Annotated in this window: 20 protein-coding genes; 14 read left to right on the forward strand and 6 right to left on the reverse strand. The window is 56.4% G+C overall.

What is annotated here, in order from left to right:
• Nucleotides 1-15: 15 nt before the first annotated feature.
• The 4 genes from rlmN (at nucleotide 16) to SH421x_RS03120 (ending at nucleotide 3,369) form a co-directional block, all read left to right on the forward strand.
• Nucleotides 16-1,086, forward strand: a complete 1,071-nt coding sequence (rlmN, locus tag SH421x_RS03105) for a 23S rRNA (adenine(2503)-C(2))-methyltransferase RlmN (protein ID WP_488853927.1) — start codon at nucleotides 16-18, stop codon at nucleotides 1,084-1,086.
• A gap of 28 nt (nucleotides 1,087-1,114) precedes the next feature.
• Nucleotides 1,115-1,762: a hypothetical protein gene (locus SH421x_RS03110; RefSeq protein WP_488853928.1), complete on the forward strand. Its 648-nt coding sequence runs from the start codon at nucleotides 1,115-1,117 to the stop codon at nucleotides 1,760-1,762.
• A gap of 483 nt (nucleotides 1,763-2,245) precedes the next feature.
• Nucleotides 2,246-2,776 carry a hypothetical protein gene (locus SH421x_RS03115; RefSeq protein ID WP_488853929.1) on the forward strand — a complete coding sequence of 177 codons (531 nt, stop codon included), beginning with the start codon at nucleotides 2,246-2,248 and terminating at the stop codon, nucleotides 2,774-2,776.
• Nucleotides 2,777-2,823: 47 nt separating this feature from the next.
• Nucleotides 2,824-3,369 (forward strand): hypothetical protein, encoded by a 546-nt coding sequence (locus SH421x_RS03120; RefSeq protein ID WP_488853930.1) that lies wholly within the window; start codon nucleotides 2,824-2,826, stop codon nucleotides 3,367-3,369.
• Here SH421x_RS03120 and SH421x_RS03125 read toward each other — a convergent pair.
• Nucleotides 3,341-3,913 (reverse strand): hypothetical protein, encoded by a 573-nt coding sequence (locus SH421x_RS03125; protein WP_488853931.1) that lies wholly within the window; start codon nucleotides 3,911-3,913, stop codon nucleotides 3,341-3,343. The two genes, SH421x_RS03120 and SH421x_RS03125, sit on opposite strands and share 29 nt — an antisense overlap.
• 46 nt (nucleotides 3,914-3,959) lie before the next feature.
• Nucleotides 3,960-5,855 (reverse strand): heavy metal translocating P-type ATPase, encoded by a 1,896-nt coding sequence (locus SH421x_RS03130; protein WP_488856407.1) that lies wholly within the window; start codon nucleotides 5,853-5,855, stop codon nucleotides 3,960-3,962.
• A gap of 181 nt (nucleotides 5,856-6,036) precedes the next feature.
• Between SH421x_RS03130 and SH421x_RS03135 the strand changes: the two genes are divergently transcribed.
• The 10 genes from SH421x_RS03135 (at nucleotide 6,037) to SH421x_RS03180 (ending at nucleotide 20,480) form a co-directional block, all read left to right on the forward strand.
• A complete protein-coding gene (locus SH421x_RS03135; protein ID WP_488853932.1) occupies nucleotides 6,037-7,584 on the forward strand; it encodes a DUF1549 and DUF1553 domain-containing protein in 1,548 nt (515 codons plus the stop codon).
• 15 nt (nucleotides 7,585-7,599) lie between these two features.
• Nucleotides 7,600-8,916, forward strand: a complete 1,317-nt coding sequence (locus tag SH421x_RS03140; protein ID WP_488853933.1) for a DUF1501 domain-containing protein — start codon at nucleotides 7,600-7,602, stop codon at nucleotides 8,914-8,916.
• Nucleotides 8,900-10,675 carry a hypothetical protein gene (locus SH421x_RS03145; RefSeq protein WP_488853935.1) on the forward strand — a complete coding sequence of 592 codons (1,776 nt, stop codon included), beginning with the start codon at nucleotides 8,900-8,902 and terminating at the stop codon, nucleotides 10,673-10,675. The genes SH421x_RS03140 and SH421x_RS03145 overlap by 17 nt, the downstream gene beginning before the upstream one ends.
• A gap of 304 nt (nucleotides 10,676-10,979) precedes the next feature.
• The gene (locus tag SH421x_RS03150) at nucleotides 10,980-11,951 is read left to right on the forward strand and encodes a PstS family phosphate ABC transporter substrate-binding protein (RefSeq protein ID WP_488853936.1); all 972 of its coding nucleotides are present in this window, start codon (nucleotides 10,980-10,982) and stop codon (nucleotides 11,949-11,951) included.
• A 120-nt stretch (nucleotides 11,952-12,071) separates the two neighbouring features.
• Nucleotides 12,072-14,768: an ABC transporter permease subunit gene (locus SH421x_RS03155; RefSeq protein WP_488853937.1), complete on the forward strand. Its 2,697-nt coding sequence runs from the start codon at nucleotides 12,072-12,074 to the stop codon at nucleotides 14,766-14,768.
• Complete coding sequence (locus tag SH421x_RS03160; protein WP_488853938.1) at nucleotides 14,765-17,305, forward strand: phosphate ABC transporter permease PstA; 2,541 nt, start codon at nucleotides 14,765-14,767, stop codon at nucleotides 17,303-17,305. Before SH421x_RS03155 ends, SH421x_RS03160 begins: the two co-directional genes overlap by 4 nt.
• Nucleotides 17,306-17,332: 27 nt before the next feature.
• Nucleotides 17,333-18,247 (forward strand): phosphate ABC transporter ATP-binding protein PstB, encoded by a 915-nt coding sequence (gene pstB, locus SH421x_RS03165; protein WP_488853939.1) that lies wholly within the window; start codon nucleotides 17,333-17,335, stop codon nucleotides 18,245-18,247.
• Between the two features lie 135 nt (nucleotides 18,248-18,382).
• Complete coding sequence (gene phoU, locus SH421x_RS03170) at nucleotides 18,383-19,051, forward strand: phosphate signaling complex protein PhoU (RefSeq protein ID WP_488853940.1); 669 nt, start codon at nucleotides 18,383-18,385, stop codon at nucleotides 19,049-19,051.
• A 74-nt stretch (nucleotides 19,052-19,125) separates the two neighbouring features.
• Nucleotides 19,126-19,839 carry a response regulator transcription factor gene (locus tag SH421x_RS03175; RefSeq protein ID WP_488853941.1) on the forward strand — a complete coding sequence of 238 codons (714 nt, stop codon included), beginning with the start codon at nucleotides 19,126-19,128 and terminating at the stop codon, nucleotides 19,837-19,839.
• A gap of 374 nt (nucleotides 19,840-20,213) precedes the next feature.
• Nucleotides 20,214-20,480, forward strand: a complete 267-nt coding sequence (locus tag SH421x_RS03180) for a hypothetical protein (RefSeq protein ID WP_488853942.1) — start codon at nucleotides 20,214-20,216, stop codon at nucleotides 20,478-20,480.
• 142 nt (nucleotides 20,481-20,622) lie between these two features.
• Here SH421x_RS03180 and SH421x_RS03185 read toward each other — a convergent pair whose 3' ends face one another.
• The 4 genes from SH421x_RS03185 to SH421x_RS03200 all read right to left on the reverse strand — a co-directional run bounded on the left by SH421x_RS03185 (nucleotide 20,623) and on the right by SH421x_RS03200 (nucleotide 25,519).
• Nucleotides 20,623-22,491 carry a sodium:solute symporter family protein gene (locus SH421x_RS03185; RefSeq protein WP_488853943.1) on the reverse strand — a complete coding sequence of 623 codons (1,869 nt, stop codon included), beginning with the start codon at nucleotides 22,489-22,491 and terminating at the stop codon, nucleotides 20,623-20,625.
• Between the two features lie 8 nt (nucleotides 22,492-22,499).
• On the reverse strand, nucleotides 22,500-22,787 hold the full coding sequence (locus tag SH421x_RS03190) for a DUF4212 domain-containing protein (protein WP_488853944.1): 288 nt from the start codon (nucleotides 22,785-22,787) through the stop codon (nucleotides 22,500-22,502).
• A gap of 507 nt (nucleotides 22,788-23,294) precedes the next feature.
• On the reverse strand, nucleotides 23,295-24,185 hold the full coding sequence (locus SH421x_RS03195; protein WP_488853945.1) for a metallophosphoesterase family protein: 891 nt from the start codon (nucleotides 24,183-24,185) through the stop codon (nucleotides 23,295-23,297).
• A gap of 146 nt (nucleotides 24,186-24,331) precedes the next feature.
• A complete protein-coding gene (locus tag SH421x_RS03200) occupies nucleotides 24,332-25,519 on the reverse strand; it encodes a phosphoglycerate kinase (protein ID WP_488853946.1) in 1,188 nt (395 codons plus the stop codon).
• Nucleotides 25,520-26,311 lie beyond the last annotated feature (792 nt).

Consider the following 26,311-nt stretch of genomic DNA (forward strand, 5'->3'; position numbering starts at 1 on the left):
GTTGGAAGTGCGGTCATGTCCAGTAGTATTCATGATGATGCCGCTGTTGAATCGCTGCGCAAGCAATTGGCGCTCGATCCGCATCGACTGCGCCGGTTGAGGACGCGGTTGCTGAAGCTGCAAGACTCGGCTGAGGAGGCCCTTCAGGAGCTTCCCGAAGCGGTTCGTGAGCGTTTTGCCGCCGAGATTCGCTTTCATGAGCTGACGCTCGACCAGCGTTTTGATTCGCAGTTGGATGGCGCTTCAAAGTTGCTGTTTCGCACCGCAGATGGCCTGCTGCTTGAGTCGGTAATCTTGCGTGTGGCCACCGGGCGAACGGCGCTCTGCGTTTCGTCGCAGATTGGCTGCGCAGCCAATTGCGACTTTTGCGCCACCGGCAAAATGGGGATCGCCCGCAGTCTATCGGCGGCTCAGATTTTGGACCAGGTCGTGCAGGCCAATCAATTGCTTAAGCCAGAGGGTCGCAAGATCCGCAACATCGTCTTTATGGGGATGGGTGAGCCGTTCCATAACACGGCGGCGGTGCACGAAACGGTAGAAAAGCTCGTTTCGCCGCATGGATTTGATCAGTCTCCCCGTCGAACTTTGGTTTCAACCGTCGGCTTGCCTGCGGCCATGGTCGAGTTCGCACGCAAGTTTCCGCGCGTGAACCTTGCGCTGAGTCTGCACAGCGCGATCCAATCGCGCCGTGCAGAGATCATTCCGTTGGCCGCAAAGTTTGATTTGAAAGAACTGCGTGCCGCGCTCGATCAGGTTGCTGCGGTTCAGCAGCAATCGATCATGATCGAGTATCTGATGCTGCGAGGGATCAATGATGGCCCCGAAGATTGTCAAGCGCTGGCCGAATACCTGCGCGGATTGCCGGTGCATATCAATTTGATTCCCTACAATCTTGTCGACGCGGCGCCGCATCTAGAGGGAACCTCCAAGGAAGAGCGAGAAGCATTTGGGGCCGCTCTCCGTGCCGCAGGTTATACCGTGACGATCCGCTATTCACTGGGCGCCGATGTCGACGCCGCATGTGGCCAACTTGTACGCCGCGAAAATCGCCGCATTGCGGCCGCCTCCTCCGCCGCTGCCCAATAATTGATTTGCGTTTCAAGGAAACCAACCGATGTCGTACTCGTGGACTTATCCTCTCTATCTAATCGCTCACAACGGCGGCTATGCTTCGATCGTCGATCCTCAAGACGGCTCGCAGCAATTGCTGGTCGCGCTAACGACCGAAGACAAGACGCTCGATTTTATGCAGAGCTTGGGAATCTTGGGCGCCCCCCGGCAGTTGAACAACGACCGTGAATTTGCCTGGCTGTTGGAAAGTTTGCGGGCGCCCGTGACGCTGGTCTGTTTTGATCCTGAACCTCGCGAAGCAGAGGTGAACGCCCAGTGGACAACTACGGTTCAGTCGCTGCTCAACGATCGACTAGAAGTTGATTATTCCCCTTGGAGTTATCCGGTTTATCTGCTGCAGTTGGAGTCTGGTTTTAGCTCAATTGCCGGTGTCGACGCCGAGGGGCGTGAAGTTGTGGTTCTCTGCCTGTTCACCAATCGCCAGTTGGCTGAAGCGTACCTGACCGCATCGGGCGATCAGGGGAGCATTGAAGCGATCGACAATATGGCAGCGACTCGGGAGTTGATGGAGTCTCTACAGGCCGAAATCGCAGCCGTTGCGGTCGATCCTGAAGTGCATGACGCCGAGCGTGTTGCGAGTCACTGCATCGGCATTGAAACTCTACTGAGCAAGTATCTGATTCGTGCCTGAGGACAGCCGTGCTAATTGGTTGTGCACGCGAACTTGCGCAAAGTGAAATGCTAAACATTTTGATATAATTTCTTCCGAAGGGGCTTGGGTGTGTTAAGTTTCCCTTCATGGTGTTAATTTTCGGTTTTGTGGGAAAAATTCGGGCATCCGCGTGTCAATAAACGCCCATTTTCTATGGCGGCTGATTCCTTCTTAAGCCAATGCAGTGGCTCGCCGTTTTCCGCAGCACTTTATTTGGGCAGCATTTAGCGCTCAACCTGCGTTTTCTGTCTCGCATTCGTTAGGCTCGCAGCCGCTAGCACGCAAACAAACGCCAATCATCGATCTGACTCTCTTGTCATGATGATGCTCGTTCGCTGGGCGCCCCACAAATCAGCGAATGCCTGCCAAGCATGCCATCGGTTTCCTACGCGGTTCCCCCATCGCCGTCGGAGACCACGCGAAACCCAATCGCGACCTATATAGCACTAAGGGGCTGAAGTTATGTGGAACAGATTAAAGCGAGTTACGCCGCAGACTTGGATTGCGGCCGCCTGTTTATTGCTGCTTGCGACACCGATGTACGGAGAGCATGTGCTGCGAGCAGCACGTCGAATCTCTCTCGTGCATGGCTATCAGCAATCGTTGCCCGGGATGTCAGGCCAATACCGGCTGGATAAAGAAGATGCCTATCACTGGTGCGACGGCAGTCAGGGCCGCGTACTAGTCTTTAGTCAGGTTGGATTGGATCAGCATCGCCAAGTTGTCTTGACCGACTTGGACTACGTCTCCCGCGGCGTCTACCAACTGGATGTCGCCGGCAAACTGACCGGCGTCTCCCTCATTCCACGAATTCACCCTGTTGTAGAACTCGTGCTGGAAGATGCTCCGAATCACATTCATTCGGTTCATTTTCGCCTGACTCCCACTGGAGTCGAGCAAGCCTATCGTGAGGAGTCCCCCGCTCCTTTTGAGTTTGACCCCGCCTATATCGACGTCGTTACGGCGTCGTCCTCTCTCGATTTTTCGTCGTAAGACTCCCGCCTAAGCACGCACAGACCTCCTGAACAGAGATCAAGAAAATGGCAAGTAAATTGAACGAATCGAAAACAGCTTCCAACTGGGTCACAACGCTTTTAGCCGCCGTAGTTCTGAGTGTCCTCGCTTATCCGCTTTGCGGCGATAACGCGTTGTGGTTCGTTCGACGTACCTGTATGGTCGAAGGGTACAAGCGGACCACGGATCTATGGCATAGCGACTATGCATTGGTCGCCGAGCGCGATGTTGTCTTAAAGGGGGGCGGAGAACGCAAGATGATGCTGTTCGCTTCCGAAGAAGACCAGGCCAAACCGGTCGAGGTCTCGAAGCGGCATGTTGTCGTATTGACCGACCCGGCCTATCACGAATCAACCAGTTTTGAACTGCAATTCAGCGGACCGATCTTTCGGGCGACTGTGTTGCCGCACCGTGAGCCGATTTTCGAGGTCGTGTGTCACGGCGAAGGGGGAGTTGGCCTGGTGTGTCAGCGATTTTTATTGGGACGCCAAGGGGTGAAGCAGATCTTCCCTGAGGTTCGCTCGCCCAATGAAGCGATTACTGCTATTCCGGCGATTCAACCAGGCGCGTAAGCGTCGCGCCAATGTAACTTGATCCGGTGCGCTCCAGCGGCGGCTCACCGGTCAGGATCAGCGTGTTGCGATTGATCGCCGTCCAGACAAATCCGATCAATCGCTTGTCAGCTGGCTGCACGATCGACAGCGTGGCGCCGCTGGCTTGGTAGATTCCTGCCAGGTTTAAGCGGGGGCGGACGAGTTTGAATTGATCGTCATTGACCTGCTCGATGACAACCTGATGTTCGGCGCCCTGCGGTAGCGTCATGAGCCAGGCGCCTGAATGGTCGAGCGGCGCTTTGGGTTTCCAGTTAAGGGTAATCCGCTGCTCGGCTTGCTTGGGCTTTTTCTCTTTGGGCGTTTGGGCGGGCGTTGCATCGGCACGATCGATCGCGGCGCTGTTCTTATCAACTTGGGCTTCAATGCGTTCTAGGCGATGCGCCAGTTGGCGGATCTCGGCCAGCAAACCGTCAATCAGGCCTTCGCCTGGCTCTTCGGCTCTAGCAGAAGTGCAAAGCAAAACTGTCGTCGCGCAGAAAATTGCGATCAGAATGCGGGGCATGAGTCGATTCTTTCAGGATGCGAGCAGTGGAGGCGAACGGGTTGATTTATTCTTTATCGTAATCGGTTAGCTCGCTCGGAGGAAACGCGGCCCGCAGAGCGTTTACCACAACGACCACGTCAATCAATTCCTGCGAAATTGCCCCGGCTACGGGAGGCAGCCAGCCGACTGCCGCCGCCAACATCCCGATCATGCTGAGTGCGATTCCTCCCAGGGCGCTCTGCAGGGCGATGATGCGCATGCGGCGACCGATATGCAGCAGTTTGTCTACGGTTTCTAGTGAACTGTCGAGGACGACCACGGCGGCAGCTTCCGTAGTGACGTCACTATTCTGGCCAAACGCCACGCCGACGGTCGCAGCCGCCAAGGCCGGAGCATCGTTGATGCCGTCTCCCACAAACAAGGTCGGAGCGCTGGCCGTTTCGCGGCGAACTAGCTCCAGCTTTTCTTCGGGCGATTGGTTGTAGTGGACCTCATGAATGCCGACTTGATCGGCCAAAAAGCGGGCCTCTGATTCACGATCCCCCGTAACCAGCATCAACTTGCTGATCTGATGCTGCGGTCCCAGGTGATCGATAAAGCGCTTCCCTTCGCGTCGTGGCGCATCGCGGAAGAAGTAGATCGCCGCTAGTTGTTCATCGACCAGGACGACGCACTCCAGGCCCCCTTGTTGCGGCGGCAACAGAGCGTCAGGTTGCTCGGCTAGCAGTTGCTTGCGGCTGGTAATGCGAACTTCACGGTTATGGACGTTCCCCCGCATCCCTTGCCCAGGACGTTCGCTGAGTTCGCTCACTTCATAGACCGCGGCGGCCCCTTTTTCGGCCTCTTTTTGAATTGCCTCGGCCAATGGGTGCTTTGAGTAGCGTTCCAAGCTGGCGACCAACGCCAGCGTTTCTTGTTGGTCGTAGCCAGACGCAGTCCATTGGTCGTAAAGGCGGGGCTCGCCGTAGGTTAGTGTGCCGGTTTTGTCGAAGATTACTGTGCGACAGCGATCGACCTCCTCCAGCGCCGCAGGCAGGCGAATAATGATCCCCATTTGCGCCGCCAGCGAAATCGAACCGATGATCGCCACCGGAATTGCGATCAGCAAAGGGCAAGGAGTCGCAACAACGATCACCGCCAAAAACCGAGTCGCATCGCCGCTTGCGAACCAGGCTGCGCCGGCGATCGCCAGCGCCAGCGGCGTATAATAAGCGCCCAACTGGTCCGCCAGGCGGCGCATCCGCGGACGCTGTTGCTCGGACTTGCGCATGACCTCCATGATTTTGGCATAGCGTGAGTCGACTGCCTGTTTCTCGGCCTTGATCGTCAATGCGCCGTCGCCGTTGACGGCCCCTGACATGACGCTGACCCCCGGCGTTTTTGACATCACATAGGGCTCGCCGGTCAAATACGACTCATCCATGGCGCTATGCCCTTCGATCACCACACCATCGACCGGACAGACTTCGTGCGGCAAAATGACGACAATGTCCCCGACTTCAATCGCATCGACCGCGATATCCTCCAACGCGGAACCGTGGCGTCGATGCGCCACCGAGGGGAGACGCTTGGCTAAGGCTTGGAGAACCGCCGAAGCGCGACCGACGGCGAATGACTCTAACGCTTCACCGCCGGAGAGCATCAATACGACGATCGAACCGGCAAGATATTCGCCCAGCAATGACGCTGCGATGATTGAAATGCCAGCGAGCAGATCGGCGCCAAATTCGAGCTGAATCACCTTGTTAAGCAGTTCCAGGATCAGCGGAACGCCGCCAACCGTCAGAGTGATCCAAAGCGGCAGGTTAAACGTTGCTGGCGCCGCATGCAGGCCAAACCGCAGACCGAGATGGATCGCGATCCCGAGAATTGCAAGTAACGCAATTGCCAATTGCCGGCGCCGCCAAAATTGGCTCCAGAGGGACTCTTTGCGCGTCAAACAGCTTTTCGGCGGCGTCATGTGGGTGGGGTTCACGTTTTTTTTTCAAGAGAAGCTTTAGTCTAGCGAATGACGGAAGCTGCGAAGCAGTGGGGGCTTCCGGCCGAGGGGAGAAAATCCCCCCCTTTTCGTTCGCATAGATAGCATGATCCGCTAGAATGCGGAAGTGTCGGACCTTGCTCCTCTTTCCACTCGATACGCCATGTCTTGTTTTCCGTTAGTTCGCTTAACGATCCTGCTCCTGCTTTTTCCGGCGGTGATTGCGGTCGCTGAAGAGAGTGCGGATCATGCGGCGGCGATGACGACTCGCATCGATCAATTGCTGCTGACGCGTCTGCAATCGGAAGGAGTTGAGCCGGGGCCTGCGGCCGACGACGGCGAGTTTTTGCGTCGCGCCTATCTGGATCTGAACGGGATGATCCCGCCGGTTGCGATCACGCGAGATTATTTGGCCAACAGTTCGCGTCAGAAGCGGGCCCACTTGATTGATCGCTTGCTGGCTTCCCCCGCGTTCTCTTCCCATCTGGCCAGCACTTGGCGCGAGATCATCCTCAAGCCGACCGATGACTTCCAGCAGTTGCAAAATCAGTTTGCGTTGCAAGCCTGGCTGCGTGAACAGTTCTCTGAGAATGCTCGCTACGACCGCATTGTCGAGCAGTTTATTACGGCCAGCAGCGAGCAGGATGGACCGGTCTACTTTTACAACTCGCTGGACCTGAAGCCAGAGCAGTTGGCGGCGGAGACGTCGCGGATTTTTCTCGGCCTTCACATTCAGTGCGCTGAGTGTCACGATCATCCGTTTGACTCATGGAAGCAGCGAGACTTTTGGGGCTACGCCGCCTTCTTTGCGCAGGTCGCCAAGCAAGATGGAAATATGGGAAGAATCACTTTGGTGGATCGAGAATCGGGCGAAGTGAAGCTGCCCGAATCGGACGAAACGGTCGCGCCTCTCTATCCCGGCGGCAGCGCGCCGAGCGATCGCTTTGGAGGGACTCGCCGCCAAAAGCTGGCGGTCTGGATGGTTGCGCGTGACAATCCCTATACGGCGCGACGAGCCGTGAACTGGGCGTGGGCGCATCTGTTTGGTCGTGGCTTGGTCGAGCCGGTCGATGATCTTTCGCCGCTCAACGCACCCAGCCATCCAGAGCTAATGGATGAGCTGACGCAGTACTTTGTCGACACAGGCTATGACCTGCGACAATTGTTGCGGACGATCGCGAAGACGGAGGCCTATGCTCGCAGTAGTCAAAATGTAGCGGACCAGCGTCCCGAGTTGTTCGCCAATATGGCAATCAAGTCGCTTTCGCCAGAACAGTTGTATGACAGCGTGTTGCGTCTCGGTTTGATTCGCGGCACGGCAGGCGAGCCGAGCAATCAGGCGCCGCAATTTTTTGATCAATCGCAGCAGCGTTTGCAGTTTGTCGCCCGCATGCGGACCGTTTCGCTGGATCGTACCGATTTTGAAACCGGCGCTCCGCAAGCGCTGGCGCTGATGAATGGCCCGCCGGTCTCGCTGGCGACGGAGGCTGAAACGAGCGGTTTTTTGCAGGCGCTGGAAGCACCTTTTTTAAGCGATGAACAGCGAGTGGAGTTGATTGCGCTGGCCGCCTATTCGCGTCAACCAACCGCAGCCGAGCGAGCACGTTTTCAAGAGTATCTAGCGGCCGCTTCGCCCAACGAAAAGCAGCAAGCGTTGGGCGATCTGCTGTGGGCGGTCGCCGCCAGTGCAGAGTTTATGCTGAATCATTAACAAGAGTCTCACGCGATGGCCAATCTCAAGCGACGTCGATTTATGCAGCAGGCGCTGGTTGGCGCCGCAAGTTGTGCGTGGTTGCCGGCGCTGGTGGAAGCTGCCGGTGAACAACCGGCTAAACGCCGCTGTATCGTCTTGTGGATGGCTGGTGGGCCGAGCCAGCTCGACACGTTTGATCTCAAGCCGGGACACGCGAACGGCGGTGAATACAAAGAGATCGAAACCAACGTGCCGGGGCTAAAGTTTAGCGAGCATTTGCCGCAACTGGCCCAGCAAGCGGATCGCTTGGCGATCTTGCGCGGGATGAGCACCAAAGAAGGGGATCACCAACGCGGCGCCTACTTGATGCACACCGGAGAACGCCCCGGCGGACCGCTGCGTTATCCGGCGATCGGCGCATCGCTGTCGAAAGCCTTAGGTGATCCGCAGGCTGATCTGCCAAATTTTGTCGCCGTCAATCCCAACTCGGCTTTTAGCCAAGCGGCTATCAGCGGAGGTTTTTTAGGACCCAAGCACTCTGCGACCACGGTTGGCCAACGGGCGACGTATGGTCCGGCCGATCCTGCTGCCGCCGCGAACGGTCCGGTAGATTTAGGGGTCGACTATCTTCAGCTGCCGGGCGAAGTTTCTCCAGAGCGAGCCGAGGCGCGGATGAAACTGTGGCGCGGCCAACAAGAGTCTTTTTTGGCGCTTCGCGACGCTCAGGCGCCCAAGTCGCATGATACGATCTTTCGCCGCGCTGTCCGCATGATGAATCCCACCGCCGCGGCCGCGTTTGATTTGCACCAAGAACCCGACGAAGTTCGCAAATCGTATGGCAATGGTCGCTTTGGTCAGGGATGCTTGATCGCGCGGCGGTTGATCGAGCGGGGCGTGCCGTTTGTCGAAGTCACGCATGGCGCCGATGGGCTTGGCTGGGATACGCATCAAGCGAACTTCGCCGGCGTAAAGACGTTGTCGGAAGAGCTGGACCGCGGCTGGGCCACGTTGATGCGCGAACTGGATGAACGTGGTTTACTCGATTCAACCACCATATTGTGGATGGGCGAGTTTGGGCGAACTCCACAGATCAACGCCAACGCAGGACGCGATCATTTTCCGGACGCTTGGAGCTGCGTCTTGGCAGGCGGCGGGATTGCTGGCGGTCAAGCGTATGGCTCGACCAGCCCAGGGGGCGAAGAGATTGTCGACGGCAAGACGGAGGTTCCTGATCTGATCGCGACGTTGTGTGCAGCCGTCGGAGTCGATCCGGCGACAGAGAACGTCTCGCCATTGTCACGCCCGATCAAGATCAGTGAGGGAGCTCCGATCCGTGCGTTGTTGTCCTAATCCATTTTGGTTGGCCTGCATGCTGTTGCTTGGCTTGAGCGCCTGTCGCCCTGCCCAACAGCCGGCATCGCCATCCCCGTCCGCCAATACGACCGGCGAATTCGTCGCGCCGGAGAAGCTTGATGCAGCAGAGATGCCGCCGCCCGTCAAGGAATTGCCAAAGGAAGCCGTGATCGCCGCTGTAGCTGAACCAACGGTCGAAGCTCCGGCTGTTATGCGGCCTGCACCGCAGAAATTGCTAATCATGGCTGCTAGGCGACCGTTGTTGTTGGAGGTCTATCTTTGGATTGATGGTCGCCCGTTTGAGGAGGCGCTCTTTGCCCTTTCCGAAAAAGTGATCGGTATGGCTGATACCGATGGAGATGGAATTTCGACCTGGGACGAACTGGCCGACAACCCGCAGTTTAATCGCGGGCAACTGGGCAATCTCTCTTTTTTGAATCCGCAAGAGCGTGTTCGGCTGATCAAGTTATATGACGTCAATCGCAATGGCCGTGTTGACGCTGATGAGACTGCACGGATGTTAACGCGCAACCGCGGCAAGGCGCGGGAGTTTTCGGTCGATCCTCGCGCCTATTCCACCTTCCGCCGCAGTCGTGAGCAGTCAGACGTATTGCGCGAGCTGGATCAAGATGGCGACCAGTCGCTATCCGCCGACGAAATCGCCGCTGCCGATCGTCTGTTGCGTGCGCGAGACGCCGACGCCGATGGCATCATCTCTACCGCCGAGTTGGCGCCGCCGCGCAGTCCGATGATGGGGATGTCGGCGAATTCTGATTGGCGCGGCGAGTTGGGAGCGTTCGTGCTGGATGAAGAGACCTCTTGGCCGCAGGTTCTGCGTTCGATAGAGACGATTTACAACTTTGGCTCAGCCGTCGAGATTGCGACCGTTTTTGGCGAAGAATCACCGCTGAAGCTGGTGGATGAAGATGAAGACGGCTATCTCGAGTATCGCGAAGTCCCCCGCATCGCGCAGTTGCCGCCGAGCGCCACGCTGGAGATTCGGTTTGGTGAACGTGCAAAGGACGCCGACTTTTTCACGCTAACTGTTTTGCCTGACCAAGATTATGAGTTACAGGATTCGGTGTTTCGCTCCTGCAAAGCTTTGGCTGCTGAGAATAGTCAATTGCTGATCCAGGTTGAGGACGAATCGGGAGTCGCGGACTTGGTCTTTGCTCGCGCCCAGAATTTGCTGCAGACTTATGACCGGGATAAGAATGAATATCTCGAGCAAGAGGAACTGCCAGAGAATGTGATCGAGCGACTTACCTTCGCTGCGATCGATGCCGATGGGGACGGCAAAGCGACCCTGGACGAGCTATCGACGGCGCTGGTGAATGTGAACCTGGTGAAGGCCTGTCAGGTTCGAGTGCAGCGAGTCGGACTAATCGACCCATTGTTTTCTGTAATTGATGAGAACGGCGATGGTCGCCTGGCGACGCGGGAACTGCGGGCGGCGACAAACAAGTTGAATGCACTAGATCAGGATGGGGATGGATCGGTATCGCCGGACGAATTTCCCACTTTTGGCGGCCTGGTTATCTATCGGGGGGGAGATCGTGACGGATCGGAGCTCACGACTCGTACAATCCGGGCGCCGGTTGAGGGGCGCCCCGCTTGGCATTCGGCGATGGATTTCAACGGGGACGGAGACATCAGTTGGGCCGAATTTTTAGGGCAACGAGCGCAATTTGAAGAACTTGACCGAGATGGGGATGGGTTGTTGTCAGTGGTTGAAGTGGGGACCAAGTCGATCTAAACTTTCCTAGCTTAAAGGGCCTAGCTTATCGGGCTGCCGTCAGGCGGCTCGCACACGCGTTCTTCATGAATTATTCGCCGAGGATTTACGAACTCTTGTCGTATTCTCCCTGCCTTAGTGATTGGCGGATAGCGATTTTCGCCGAAATTGCCGCAAAACGTTTTCACGCTTGTTCACAGTACATTCATCGAATCTTAACAATCGTTCGTCATCATAGTCTGGCAGCACCCAGCGGCTTCGGCGATCTGCAGTAGAGCTGGGGATTCGATTTATCGGTGAAATTTTTCAGAGGGATGCACCCATCATGAATCTCAGACACAACAGCTTTTTGGTCCTCGCTTTGGTGCTGACCGCACCGCTGGCCGCTTCGGCCCAGATTCAGGTCGACAAAGATCTGCCGTCCTACAAGCCGATCCAAGGCGTCTCCGGCAGCGTCAGCAGCATCGGCTCGGACACGATGAATAACCTGATGACCTTGTGGGCGGAAGGCTTCAATAAGTATTACCCGAACGTCAAAGTCGAGATTGAAGGGAAGGGGTCTTCCACGGCGCCGGCTGCGCTGATTAACGGGACGGCTACCTTTGGGCCGATGAGCCGAGCGATGAAAGCCAGCGAGATTGATAAGTTTGAGAAGCGGTTTGGCTACAAACCGACGCAGCTTGGTTCGGCGATCGACATGCTGGCTGTCTTCGTTCACAAAGATAATCCGATCCAAGGTCTTTCGATGCCTGAGGTCGATGCAATCTTCTCCAGCACGCGTAAGGGGGGATGGAAGCAGGACATTACCTCTTGGGGTCAAGTTGGTTTGAAGGGGGCATGGGAGAGCGAGTCGATCAGTCTTTATGGTCGTAACTCGGCTTCGGGAACCTACGGGTACTTCAAAGAGAACGCACTATTTGAAGGGGACTACAAGACTTCGGTCAAAGAGCAGCCGGGCAGCTCTTCGGTTGTGCAAGGGGTCGCCAATGATCAAGCAGGGATTGGCTATAGCGGCATCGGCTACAAGACGGCTGCGATTCGCGTCGTGCCGATCTCCAAGACCGGAAATAAATATGTAGAGCCCAGCCTAGAAAATGTCAAAAATTATCCACTCTCACGGTTCCTGTTCCTCAGCCTTAATCACAAGCCGGGAACTCGGCTTGATCCGCTCCGTCGCGAGTTTATCAAGTACGTTTTCAGTAAAGAGGGGCAAGAGGCCGTTGTGAAAGATGGTTATTTGCCGTTGCCCGCCGCCGTTGCAAAGAAGCAACTTGCGATGATCGGCATCGTCGATTAGCGGCTAGGTTCTGAAAATTGTCTTACGCGCCGTTTCTGCGATTGGCTGAAACGGCACGTTTTTTCTTATTCATTAGGCGTCTTGGAATCGGCGATTCGATCGTCGAGTTAGACCAGATACATGTCGCAAGACGAAAAGAGTTCTCCCGGTCGCCGCCGACGCATGAAGACGCGATGGGGAGTCGCTGCTGCGGATGTAATATCCGAGTTTGTGATTACCGTGGGGGGGATCGGCACAATTGTCGCTGTTCTCGCTGTCTTTGTCGTCCTGGTCGCCCGTGTGGCGCCGCTGGGACTGCCTGCTTCACTCTCTGGTGAAGCGACGCGACAATCACATTGGGGAGAGACAAAGCCGGTTCATCTGGCCATTGACGAATACCGATCGATTGGCTGGGTCTTGTTTGAAGATGGGCGTTTGGATGCGTTTCGCCTCGATAACGGCGAGAAACTGCTAGAGCGGCAGTTGTTTGCTGACAAGCGACTAACGGCGATTTCGGTCGCCATGGGCGGCGACTTGGTGCTCGGTTTCTCGGACGGAACGATCCAGTATGGTGAAATAAGCTTTAAAACCAGCTATGAGGATGTTCTTCAAGTTCCCGAAGAATTGCGAGAATTGAGCCCGGGACAACGGGCGACTTTTCATCGCGTGGGAGCAGAAGCAGAAGACCCTGGAGTGCTAGAAGTCACCTCGCAAGGGCAGTTTCGCGTTCAAGCATTTCAGGCCGCACTCCAAGATCCGATCAAGATTTCGGAGAAGGCGATCTTGTTGGTCGAGCATGTTCCCAGCAATCGCGGGGGAGAAAATCAAGCGACCTTCACGGTAGCGGATCGCATTTTTACCTGCTATTCCGCCGATGGCAAACTTCGTTATTGCACATTGACTGAAAGCGAAGACTTTCTCACCGGCGACGTGACCTTTGAGAATCAGGCGATTGAGCTCGACATTGCAGATATTCAGGGCGAGCGCCCGCAATTTTTGCTGATGACGGCACGCGGAAGCGACGTACTGCTGGCCTGGAAATCAGGTCAGACCGTACGATTTGTCCGCCGCCTGGGTGACGATGGATTTCAGCTAGAACCCGCCGAGAAGGTCGATTTGCTTCCCGATACGACCGCCGAGTTGACGGTCTGCGATTTGATCTTAGGAAACACGACGATATTTGTTGGCGATAGCCAAGGGAACGCGAGCGGTTGGTTTTTGGTTCGCGCCGCCGAAACCATCGATCCGGCGTTGCAAGACCGAAAAACGAGTGACGGTTTCACACTGGCGCGTGTTCATGAGTTGGAGTCGGCGTCGGGGGAAAAGGTTGTTTCGATGCGACCCTCCGAGCGCAGCCGCATGTTGGCGGTTGGCTACGAGACTGGCCGCTTCCGCGTCTATCACATGACAACCGAACGATTGGTCCTGCAGCGCAACTTACCCGCAGCTACTCCAGTGCTCACCGCACTCATCACGCCTAAAGACGACGGCCTGCTGGTCGAATCGGCAGCCGGGATTTCGATGTGGGACTTTGACCCACGGCACCCAGAAGTCTCGGTCAGCGCAGCCATCTTGCCGGTCTGGTACGAGGGTTATCCCAAGCCGCGACAGATCTGGCAAAGTTCGTCGGCCGGCGTCGAACCGGAAATGAAGCTAGGGCTTTACCCGCTGATCTCCGGAACGCTGAAAGCGACCTTCTACTCGATGCTGTTCGGCGCTCCGATCGCGCTGTTGGCGGCGATCTATACCAGCGAGTTTACGACCCACAAAGTTCGCACGGTCGTAAAGCCGACGGTCGAGATGATGGCCAGTCTCCCCAGCGTGGTGCTGGGATTTCTGGCGGCGATGGTATTTGCACCGATCGTGGATTCTTACTTAGCCTATTTTTTAACAACTATCGTCGTTGTACCGCTCACCTTTATCATGGCGGCGATGCTTTGGCAGTTGATCCCCCGCCGGATTGGCTTGCGGCTCGAACCTTGGCGTCTCTGGTTTATGATTCCGGTGCTGTTTCTGGGGCTAGGCATTGCCTATCTCCTAGCGCCAGGGGTTGAGCAAATCGCGTTTGACGGCGATGTCAAATCGTGGCTCGACGGTCACGGGACCGGCGTCGTCGGCTGGCTCATGATGCTGTTGCCGCTAGCGGGAATGTTCGCTTTCTTTGTGAATGGCGCAGTCATCAATCCCTATTTAAGAGCTAGGGCGCTGCGTTGGAGCCGCATGCAATTTGCGATGCTGAGCTTGGTTAAGTTTGCATCGCTGGTGCTGCTGACGTTTGCGACCGCCTGGTTGCTTTCTGCGCTACTTTATTATTTGCCGACCCTTTTTGGCGCCGCGGCATGGGATCCACGCGGGACGTTGATGGATAGCTACGCCCAGCGCAACTCGTTTGTCGTTGGCTTTGTGATGGGATTTGCGGTTATTCCGATCATCTACACCATCGCAGACGACGCCCTGGCGACGGTCCCTAGACATCTTCGATCGGCGTCGTTGGGCTGTGGAGCAACACCGTGGCAAACGACCGTTCGCGTCGTGATCCCCACCGCAATGAGCGGGCTCTTCTCGGCCATGATGATCGGGCTAGGACGTGTGGTCGGCGAGACGATGATCGTGCTGATGGCAGGCGGCAATACGCCGGTGACAGATTGGAACATCTTTAGCGGCTTCCGCACTTTGAGTGCGACAATTGCCATTGAACTGCCGGAAGCGGTTGAGAACAGCACCCACTTTCGGATGCTATTTGCGGCGGCGCTGGTGCTGTTTGTCCTTACTTTTTTGATCAATACCGTGGCCGAGATTGTGCGGCTGCGTTTCCGTAAACGAGCCTATCAACTATGACCTCGCCTGCTGAAAACGACGCTGCCGCCGCGCCGCGGGAGAAACGAGGGCACGTCTCGAAGCCGGGTCTGTCGCTCCTTGCACAGGGTGAGCCGATGGTCTGGCTGACCGGCGGCTCATTGGCCCTTTGCTTGCTGATGATCTTTGGGTTGCTGTCGTTGGTGGTTTACAACGGCATGCGCACCTTCTGGCCAGGACGACTCTATCAAGTCGAAACGGTGGACGGAGCGGTCTATTTGGGCGAAGCGGCCGGCGTCGAAAAGTTTAAGCTGACCGAACAGTTGATCAGTTCGTTTCCACCAGAGCTGAAACAGGCGCGCGAGATCGCTCAGCAGAAATTTGCAGCGGCGGGCAATGTTCCGTTTGAAGTCGAACGACGGCAGTACCGAACCGGCAACTTCGATATCATCGCGAACTTTGACCGTGAAGGCACGCACTACCATTCCGTTTCAGAATTCGAAATGGTTTCGCCCGAAGTGACGTTGCCTGAGTGGGCGATGGTGATCGAACGACTCTCTTGGGGGCGGTTCTACGGCATGCCGGTCGAGTTTAAGTTGTCGCACCAGCGGACGATCTCGGCGGAAGAAGAGCAACTCAATAACATCGTACAGCTATTGCAAAGCAACTCCTACCGCATCAGCGACGCCGAGCAAGCCGAGCAGTTGCAAACAGCGCTGGCGCCGGTGGAAGCGGAGCTTGACAAAATTCGGACCGCCAACATCAACGCGTTCATCGCCGAACACAAATCGCTGGAAGGGGAATTGCGGGCCCAATTGCAGTCGGGCGAAATCACTCCATTGGCTGACGCCAAGCCGGACGAGCAAAACGTCGTTAGCATCATCCAGGCCTCGGTTGGTCCTGAAGTTGCTTGGGACAACTACAACAAGTTTCATCACGAAGTCATCAGCCGCTCGGCGCGACGCAAAGAGATTGAAGAGTTTGAAGTTGGCGAAGTCAACGGCAATGAGGAACGCGCACGCTTGGCGTTGCGTGATCAAGAGATCAGACATCCCGGCGTCTTTATCGTGCAGCTGGCCAACGAACTGGCTCGCCTGCAAGCGGAAGTCGCCCTGCTGGGCGAGGTGGGCGAAAACAATCAGGCGATCTTGCGCCAAGTCGAAAAGCGCGATGGGGCTGATTCGCCGCTGGCAAAATTCACCCAACAAATCATTCAAGGCTTAGCGACTGATCTGGCCGAGCAGCAAGCGCAACCCAAGGCGCGCATCGTGGAGATCCAGCAGTTGGTCAACGCAATGCCGGAATCCACGCAAGCAGCGGTCAATGATTTTCTGCGAATCCGCCAAGAATCAACCGAGCGTACCGGCAAGTTGCAGGATCGCATTCGTCAGTTGAACGAAGAGAATGATCGTTACGTGTTGCACATGCAGACCGCACAAGAGATCGACAAAGATATTCCGCTGTCAGAGATCGTCCGCGCCTTTCCGGCCAATCGCTTGAGCTGGCTTGGCCAGATGGGTGTTTATGTCTCGCGCTGGAGCGAGTTTCTGATGGATGACCCTCGCGAAGCGAACTCCGAGGGGGGCGTCTTTCCGGCGATCTGGGGAACGGTCGCGATGACGATGATCATGTCGATCTTGGTGGTTCCGTTTGGCGTGTTGGCCGCGCTGTATCTGCGCGAGTTCGCCAAGCCGGGGCCGATCGTCAGCGCCATCCGCATTAGTATCAACAACCTAGCCGGCGTGCCCAGCATTGTGTTTGGCGTCTTTGGGTTTGCATTTTTGATCGGCAATGTAGGGCGTTTTATTGACGGCGGTCCGCGGAACGCAGATCTGCCAGTCATGTCATCAGGACGCTGGTATCTGCTGCTCGCCGTCTTGGCGGCGACTGCCTGCGGCGCGTTTATGGTCTCGATGTATGCAGTTGGCAGTCGGCGTCAATTGACCGGCCGACGCAATCAATGGTTGGGAAAGTTCGCGTTGTTGTTGTGGGTGGTTGCGACCGCTCTGTTTTTGGTCGCTTTGGCGACCACTCCAGAGTTTAACGGCTTTTTTACCGCGCACTTGCCGAACCCGGTGTTTGGGAAAGGTTGTTTGGCGTGGGCCAGCATTACGCTCGCACTGTTGACGCTGCCGGTGGTGATTGTCGCCACCGAAGAGTCGCTTGCGGCGGTTCCGAATTCACTGCGAGAAGGCTCGTATGGCTGCGGCGCCAGCAAGTGGCAAACCATTTGGCGGATCGTACTGCCGCATGCTTTGCCGGGGATTATGACCGGCATGATCCTGGCCATGGCGCGCGGCGCCGGCGAAGTGGCGCCACTGATGCTGGTCGGCGTGCTAAAGCTGGCGCCTGAGCTGCCGATCGACTTCTCGCCGCCGTTTTTACATTTTGATCGTAGCTTTATGCATCTTGGGTTCCATATCTACGACCTCGGTTTTCAAAGTCAAAATAGCGAAGCCGCAAAACCGATGGTCTATACCACCACATTACTGTTGATCGGCGTGATTGCGCTATTGAATTTGTCGGCGATCTGGCTTCGCGCTCGCTTGCGACGGCGATTCCAACCAGGGCAATTCTAATCCTGTCCGCGGAGGCCCGGCGATACGATGACGACGCCTAGCGAAATTGAGCATATCCCTCAGATGAGAAACAGCGTGAACGAGATTCCTTCCTCCCAGCCGCCTGCCGAGACGCGTCAAAACCGACTCGAAATGATTGCCCAAGGGCATGATTTTGATTCGGTGATTCACGAGTCGGTGAAACGCGAAGAGTGCGTACTAGAGATCAAGGATTTCAACCTTTGGTACGGAGAAAAGCAAGCGCTGTTCAACGTCAACATGCCGGTTCCCAAAGGGCAGGTCACCGCCATGGTCGGACCCTCTGGCTGCGGCAAGTCGACGCTGCTGCGCTGCGTGAACCGGATGAACGACTTGATCGATACGGTTCGCATCCAAGGTGACATCGTCCTCAACGGTGACTCGATCTGCGACGCCGGCGTCGACGTGATTGAACTGCGGAAACGCATGGGGATGGTGTTTCAAAAACCCAACCCGTTTCCGATGAGCATCTTTGAAAACGTCATCTACCCGCTCCGCATCGATGGCGAACGGAATCGGGGAGTGTTGGAAGGGGTTTGCGAGCAGAGTCTCAAAGGCGCCGCGATCTGGGATGAAGTCAAGGATCGATTGCATGAGAGCGGGCTGAGTCTCTCTGGCGGGCAGCAGCAACGATTGTGTATCGCCCGCGCGATCGCCAGCGAGCCGGAAGTGCTGTTGCTGGACGAACCCTGCTCTGCGCTCGATCCGATCGCAACCAGCAAGATTGAAGATTTGATTCGCGAGCTGAGCGGCGAGTACTCGATTTTGATCGTGACCCACAACATGACTCAGGCGTCGCGGATCAGCGATTACACGGCGTTCATGTATCTAGGACGGCTTGTCGAATTTGGGCCGACTGTCGACATCTTCACCAATCCAAAACTGCCAGAAACGAATGCTTACGTCACCGGCCGCTTTGGTTAAGCGAGCATTGCATATCACCTAGCAAGCCGCCGGTTGCAGCGAAATACTTGGCCACGGTATTAGTGATAGGCGACATGAATGACGGCATCAGCGACAAACGACGCGTCAACCGCGCAAAACAGGGATTAAAATAGAATGTCGGTTCATTTTGAAAAGCAGATCGACCAACTGCGCCGCCAATTGCTAACGCTGGGCTCAATGGTCGAAGATCATGTCATGTTGGCGATTCGCGCTGCCGAAGAGCAAGATCGCGCGCTGGCTCAGGAAGCGATCGATCGTGACGACGATATCGACGCGATGCAATTGGAGATCTCCGAAGAGTCGCTGCATTTGGTGGCGCTGTTTCAGCCGGTCGCTTCGGATTTGCGATTTGTGATCACCGTGCAAACCGTCATTAACGAACTTGAGCGGATTGGCGATCAGGCGCACGATATCGGCCAAGGAGTATTGCGCTTGCTCAACTCAGGCGCCCATTTCGATCTGCCGCCGTTGTTGCAACAGTCCAAAGAAGCTTCGGTCGAGATGCTGCGACAAAGTTTGGATGCGCTGCTGGATCGTGATGCGGTCAAAGCTCGCGCAATCATCGCCGCCGATGATAAGGTCGATGCATTGCATCTGAGCATGTACGACTGGTTTAAGACCGGCGCTCGCCAGCGGCCTGAGGATCTCGATTGGATGATGGAGATGTTAACGATCTCGCGGCATGTCGAACGCATTGCCGATCACGCGACGAACATTGCAGAAACGGTCGTCTACCTGGTCGAGGGTGAATTGGTGCGTCGCGGAGGGGACCGAGCTCCCTAGTCGCGATCGTTCGCTGGTTAGTTTTCGTTTCATTGGCCCCCCCGCGCAACACTTTCACAATGAACAACCGGCTTGTGCTTATTATCGGCCGTCAGGGGAGGCTTAGCGCCGCTTTGGCTGATAATCTGCGACAATCAGGCTGCGATGTGCGAACCGCGGTTGACTCGGAGGATGGGCTCGAGCAGGCGATTATTCACGCCCCTGACATTGTGTTGGTCGGGCATCACTCGCCGGATTCGTTTGATATGTGCCGCCGCATCAGCAGTCGGATGCGGCCAGAGCAACTGCCAGCCTTTCTGGTAACACCAGGCGTCGGACCCTCCGACATTGACGACGAAGGTCAATCCCTCGATTCTCTGCTGGCCGAGTCCTTGGCGCTTGATCTGTTGGCCCAAGGAGTGAAGACGTTGCTCAGCCGTGCTCGTCAGGCAGGGCATGATGACGTCATCCGTGAGCAGCATGGCTTGCGTTTGGACCGTACGCGTTACCTTGCAGAGCTCAACGGGATCTCGATTGGTGCGACGCCAACCGAGTTTCGATTGTTGTGGACCCTCATGGCCAAACCGGGGCACGTCTTTTCTCGTGAGGATCTTTTCGAGGCAGGCCGAACGGAGCACGAGAGTTCCCCTGCTGCTCCCTCTCGCGCGATTGCTCAATCCCGCGCGATCGACGTTCACATCAAAACGATCCGCCGGAAGCTGGCGGAACAAGCAAATCTAATAGAAACTATTCGGGGGGTAGGCTACCGATTTCGGGAGCCGGTCTGGGGCGTTGCTCCTTTTGAGTAGAAGTTTTAGTGGCGTAAGTGACTGTGTTGCAATGACTTTTGCCTTGTTTTGACTTAGTCAACAGTTGGTCACTAAGTCTTGAGTTTGCGCATTTCGCGCATTTCTGTGGTCGGCCACAAGCATCCCCAGGCGGGCAGGTTGCGGAAGGTCTTAACTTAGCGACAATAAGAACCTGCGATCTTTCCTCGCTTCGCGGATGCGGGACTTTCGGGTTCTTCATCGGCGATGCGAAGCCGCCGCTAGCTTTGCTATCATGGGGTAGCGAAAAGCGGTGATTCTGGCGTCAACGAGGACGCCAGCGTGTGTGAAACGGATTTCCACTGCCTAGGATTTTACGCTTCGCCACGACGGATTTAGGAAGGACGAAGTTCGACATGGTAGTTTGGAAATTGGCTGGTATGACCTTAGCCCAAAAACGAGATTTGCTTCGCCAGGAACTACGGACTCGCTTTGTCGAGCCGGAAGAGTTTTGCGAACTGGCTGTTTCAAGCCGCAAACTAGTACGCAGCGATGTCAGCGCCGCGTCGGTCAAAGGGCTTTATAGCCCTAGTGACAATCTCTATTACTTTGTCGAGGAAGAACGCCTTGACAATTTCCGCACCGCACGGCATCTCGATAGCCAGCCGCTGCAGATCGCCTAATAGCGCGTTGCATTCGACTTGGTTTCGTTAGCCGTCGTCGCCGCAGTCTCCACAAGACTGCTACCAAAATCGCCAAAGCCGCACGGGATCTACCCCGATGCGGCTTTCACTTTGCGCTTGCTCAGGCCTTTGCCAAAACGGCCTAGGGATTGTCGGCTTCGGCGTCGGATTCGTCGAAGTGAGCCTCTGGAGCGTGCGAGCCACGCGGAATCCGGACGTCATCGACCAGTTGCTGGATCTCTTCTGGCGGAGCAGGCGTCAGTCGACTGACGACCAGCGTCACCACAAAGTTCAGCATGCAGCCGACCGCCCCGATCGACTCTGGCGAGATCCCTCCTTCGGTCCAGTTGGCCAGCATCGGCGTGATCAGCGGCTCGCTAAACAGGAACGGCAGGATCACGTTCGCTTTGCAGGCCAGGATGTAACCGCCGGTGAAGACGATCCCGGTGATCATGCCGCAGATCGCTCCTTCGCGATTAGTCCGGCGATCAAAGATCCCCAGGAAGATAATCGGGAAGAAACTGGCCGCCGCAAGTCCGAACGCAAATGCAACGACCTCACCGATAAACCCAGGTTTGATAATCCCAAAGTAGCCGGCGACGACGATCGCCCCCAAGATCATGATGCGACCGACCAGCAACCGTTTGGCTTCGGACGCTTTGGGGTCGATAAAGTGGATGTACAAGTCGTGAGCCATCGAGCTAGAGATCACCAGCAGCAAGCCGGCGGCGGTGCTGAGCGCGGCGGCCAAACCGCCGGTTGCGACAATCGCTACGATCCAGCCCGGCAAGCCGGCGACTTCCGGAGTGGCCAGCACCAGGATGTCTTTGTCGATGGTCGCCTCGGCGAACTTGTCGCCATCTTTCTGCAACGAGATCACGCCGTCTCCGTCCTTGTCGTCAAAGACGACTAGGTCCGTTATCTGCCAGGCGTTGATCCAATGGATCGGGGTCTCGGTCCCATCGGCGGCGACCGCTGACAAGTGATAGATCTGCTTGCCGGTCTTTTCGCCCGCTTCGTTTGCTCCTTCTTCAATGCTGGTGATCTTCGCGCCGTTCAGCGTGCTGAGCAAGTTGTAGCGCGCAAACAGGGCCATCGTCGGCGCCGCGGTATAAAGCAGCGCGATAAACAGTAGCGCCCAGCCGGCGCTAAATCGAGCGGCCCGGACGTTGGCGACCGTGTAAAAGCGGACGATTACGTGCGGCAGGCCGGCCGTACCGGTCATCAGAGCGAACATCGTAAGAAAGACGTTCAATTGCGAGCGATTCGTGAACGGCTGGGTATAGGCCTGAAAACCAAGTTCGGCGTGCAACGCATCGACCCGCTCATGGATATCGCCGGTCATAAACCCAATCTGCGGAACGTAATGTCCGGTCAGCATCTTTGATAACGCGATCGACGGAATCAAAAACGCCGCGATCAGGATGAAGAACTGGGCGACTTGCGTCCAAGTGATCCCCTTCATGCCGCCCAATACGGCGAAGAAGGCGACAATCACCATCCCGATTACCACGCCTACTTCAACCTGCACCGCTAGGAAGTGCGAGAAGACGAGGCCAACTCCCCGCATTTGTCCCGCGACGTAGGTGATGGATACGAAGACTGCACACAACGCGGCGACCACTCGAGCCGTCTCGCTGTAGTAGCGTTTGCCCACAAAGTCAGGCACCGTGTACTGGCCAAACTTGCGCAAGTACGGAGCCAGCAGCAGCGCTAACAACACATAGCCGCCGGTCCAGCCCAGCAGGTAAACCGTGCCATCGTAGCCGCTGGCGGCGATCAAGCCGGTCATCGACAGGAACGACGCGGCGCTCATCCAGTCAGCGGCAGTCGCAGCGCCGTTGGCGATCGCCGGCACGCCGCCGCCGGCGACGTAAAACTCACTCGTCTCCTTCACACGGCTTTTCCAGCCGATGTAGAGATAAATGAAAAACGTGATCGTGACAAAGATGTACGTCCAGACAGTGCTCGTCAGCTCGACAAAGCCAAGCAGGGGGGGGAAGTCAAACATGGTGCGATCTATTCCTTTACCCCGTACTTCTTATCCAGCTGATCCATGATCAGCGCATAAGCGAAGACCAAGACCACAAACACATACATCGCTCCTTGGTGGCCAAACCAGAAACCCAGCGGCAGACTGCCGAAATGCCAGGCGTTAAGTTGCTCGACAAAGAAGACCGAGCAGCCGAACGAGACGACTGCCCAGATGATCATCATGATCACAATGACGACCAGATTGGCGCGCCAGTAAGCGATATTGGGACGCGCTGGCGCGGCCTTTGGCTGTTCATCAGAGGGGGCTGACATGCGTAATCCTAAACGACAGGAAATTCAGAGACTTTTTGAATTTGCGCCGTCTAGGGGAATCGAAGAGCCGCCCTGTGTCAAGTAGCGGGGCCAGAATCGGGGGAAAGGGGTGAAGTGTTGCTGCGAGGAAAAATCAAGGGAAAGTGTTTGATAAGTGTCCGTTCCTGATTGATCTCTGGCAGCAACTCAGCTCCGTTCTAGGGTCACTTGTCCAATGATTGCCCAAATCGCGACGAACGCAATTCCGAGCCAAGCATGGAGTAAATCGATAGGCATAGCGTCTCCAACCTAAGTGGTCAGCATTGGCCCATCCGTGTCCGAACTTCACCCGTCCGTGGCAGTAGAGAGTATCGACGCTTCCGCTGTTTCTAGTCGCGAAAAAGATCGCGCGACGCTACAGCCGTGATAGCATGCGTGCCAAGAACAGATGACGACGATTATCCAACCGCTACAACTTCTGTCGGACGATTTCAGCCGCATCCGGTTGTAGCGACTGTAGCGATCAGGTTAGGCCGGTGCGCCCCAGTGGTAGCTCGCCTGCTTGCGGAAACCATTCAGTCGCAGCGAGCCGTCAGGCAGTAAATCCAGTATCGAGTAAGCGTTATTTTGCTCACCGCTTCCTTCAATCATCGCGGCCAGCGTGCAATAGTGGATGCCGCCAATCTGCTGATAACTGTTCTTGTGGCTATGACCTTGAAAGACAGCTGTGACCTGGCCTGATTTTTCTAGCACATCGCGCACCGCAGCCGCATTCCGCACCATGTGATTGCCGGCATTATCCAGGCGCTGATGGGCCAACACGATGGTCGGCTTGTCGGTCGCCGCCAGGTCGCTCGCGAGCCATTCCAGTTCTTCTGGCGGGATGTTGGCGTCAGTCCAGTCGAAGTTCTTCCGCTGATATGGCTGCCCGTCACTGTTAAAACAAGCGTCCAGAAGCACAAAGTGAAAGCCCGCGCGATCCAGCGAGTAGTACGACTTTGCTTGTCCTACCGTCCCCAGAAATTCGGCTTTGGTCAGCGTGTCGACGCAATGGTTCCCCAGCACATAGTGACGATCGTCGCTCAGCTGCTGGAACAGATTGTTAATCGTCTTCAGGTACCCCAGCTCTACGCTCACATCACTCGCCGCATCGATCAGGTCTCCCAGCTCCACAATCATCACTGGCTTCTCGGCGCCTAACTTGTCGCTCGCTTCGGACAACTTGCGCAGCGACTCGCGATAGAAACGCGTGCCGGCTGGTTCTTTGTCGGCGTAGTGCAAGTCGGTAATCAACCCTACCCGCAGCGTCGGCTGGCTTTCGGCGGCGGGCAGCAGCGAAGTCCCCGTAGCGGTCAGCAGCAGCGTCGTCCCTTGCAGAAAGGCGCGGCGACCGAGGGTTGAGAGCGTAACGTCAGACATGGATCAATCGGCAAAAAAAGGGAGAAAGTGCAGTCCAGGAACCGAAACCGCTTGCTCTGTTATACATGGTCGACGCGATCCGCAAAAAAAAGACGCCCCCCAACGGAAGGCGTCCTTGCTTCTTATTTCGCGAGTCCAGCGTCGATTTACTTTTCGTCCAGCAACTCAACCGCCGCAAATTTTTCGCCTTCCAGCATCGACAGGCTCGCGCCACCACCGGTTGAAACGTGCGAAACCTGATCGGCAAAGCCCAGCTGCGCCACCGCCGCCGCGCTGTCGCCGCCGCCGATGATGCTGATCGAATCGCTGTCGGCGATGGCCTGAGCGACCGCTTTGGTCCCTTCGTCAAACGGGGGCATCTCAAACACGCCCATCGGGCCGTTCCAGACGACGGTCTTCGAGTTCTTCACCAGGTCGGCGTAAATCTTGGCGGTTTCCGGACCGATGTCCAAGCCTTCAAAGCCATCCGGAATCTCGCCCGCTTTGACCACCACTTTGTTGCAACTGCTCTTGAAGTCGTCGCCGCAGTGGGTGTCGACCGGCAGCACCAGCTTGTCGCCGCCAGCGGCGATCAGTTCTTTGGCTAGATCGACTTTATCTTTTTCGACCAAGCTGCCGCCCACTTTGCCCCCTTGGGCCAGTGAGAAGGTATAGGCCATCGCGCCGCCGATCAGCACTTTGTCGCAAATGCCCAGCAGGTTTTTGATCACCATGATCTTGTCCGAGACCTTCGCGCCACCCAGGATCGCCACAAACGGGCGCTGCGGGCTCTTGATCGCGTCGGTCAGATACTTGATCTCTTTTTCGACCAAAAAGCCAACCACCTTGGGCTTGCTCCCCATCGCTTCGGGCACCGCGACCATCGAAGCGTCGGTGCGGTGGCAAGTCCCAAACGCGTCGTTGCAGTAAATATCGGCCATCGCGGCAAGCTTGCCGGCGAACTCGGCGTCCCCCTTCTTTTCGCCCTTTTCAAAGCGAAGGTTCTCCAGCACCAGCACATCGCCATCGGTCAGCGCGCCTGCTTTGGCGACGGCGTCGGCGCCGACCGTATCGGTCGCAAAAGCAACTGGTTTGCCCAGCAGACCGGCTAGCGCTTCGGCGGCAGGCTTCAGGCTATATTTCGAGTTGTCGGCGCCCGGCTCGGGACGACCCAGATGGCTCATCAAAATCACGCGTCCACCGCGGTCGATCACCGATTTAATCGACGGCAAAGCCATCTCGACACGGCGGGCGTCGGTCACGTTGCCGTCGCTATCCAACGGAACGTTGAAGTCGACCCGCATCAGCACGGTTTTGCCAGCGACGTCGATGTCGGCGATTGATTTTTTGGCCATCAAACTTCTCTCAGTACGAGGGTGGAATCGGGGCGGGCGAAGCATCTGCCCTGGTTGCGTATTTTATCACGATCGGAACCGCCACTTTACCCAAGCCAGCCAAACCAGGAAAGCGGCCTCTGTGGAATGACATTCATCTTTCCTAGCCGGTTGCGCAAGCGAGCTAAGTAACGGCCGCAAGCAAATCACCAGCGCCAAATCGATCCCCCCTCACAGCTTCACTGCAACCGCAACCACCACCGGACCGGACCGCCCGTTTTTTTCTGCGCGGAGAGTGGACTAGACTGCCACGTTTTTATGATTGGTCGCCCGGACCGGACTCTGTTTTTTTCTGAACAGTCAGAGTGGACCGGACTGCATCGCATTTTTCACGATGGATCCACCTTACAATCTGCACAAATTGGGTGGCATCCATGAAGAAGCGCAGCGTAAAAATAGGCGTGGATGCGTTACGCGCCGCTCACCACACCCATCGCTGCGATCGAACTGTGTCACCCGATTTCAAACTTCGTGACTAGTTTCACAATGTGGACTGGACAGCCACGTTTTTTTTGAGCGGTCGATCGGACCGGACTGCGGCAATTTTTTTCGCGCTGAATTGCCGAACCGCCAAGTCCCTCTCCCTGCGCAGCAAACAAACCCGGCAACCTCTCCCGAAGTTGCCGGCTATCAACGACAAGGCGCCGCCAGACTGAAAACAGCAGGCCGCTCGACGCACTAAAATGTGTGAATGTATAATAACAAAACACTGAGACATTGTCAAGGGGCTGCCTTCGCCAACTTACTCAAACC

The sequence above is a fragment of the Blastopirellula sp. SH421 genome (genome assembly GCF_057808535.1).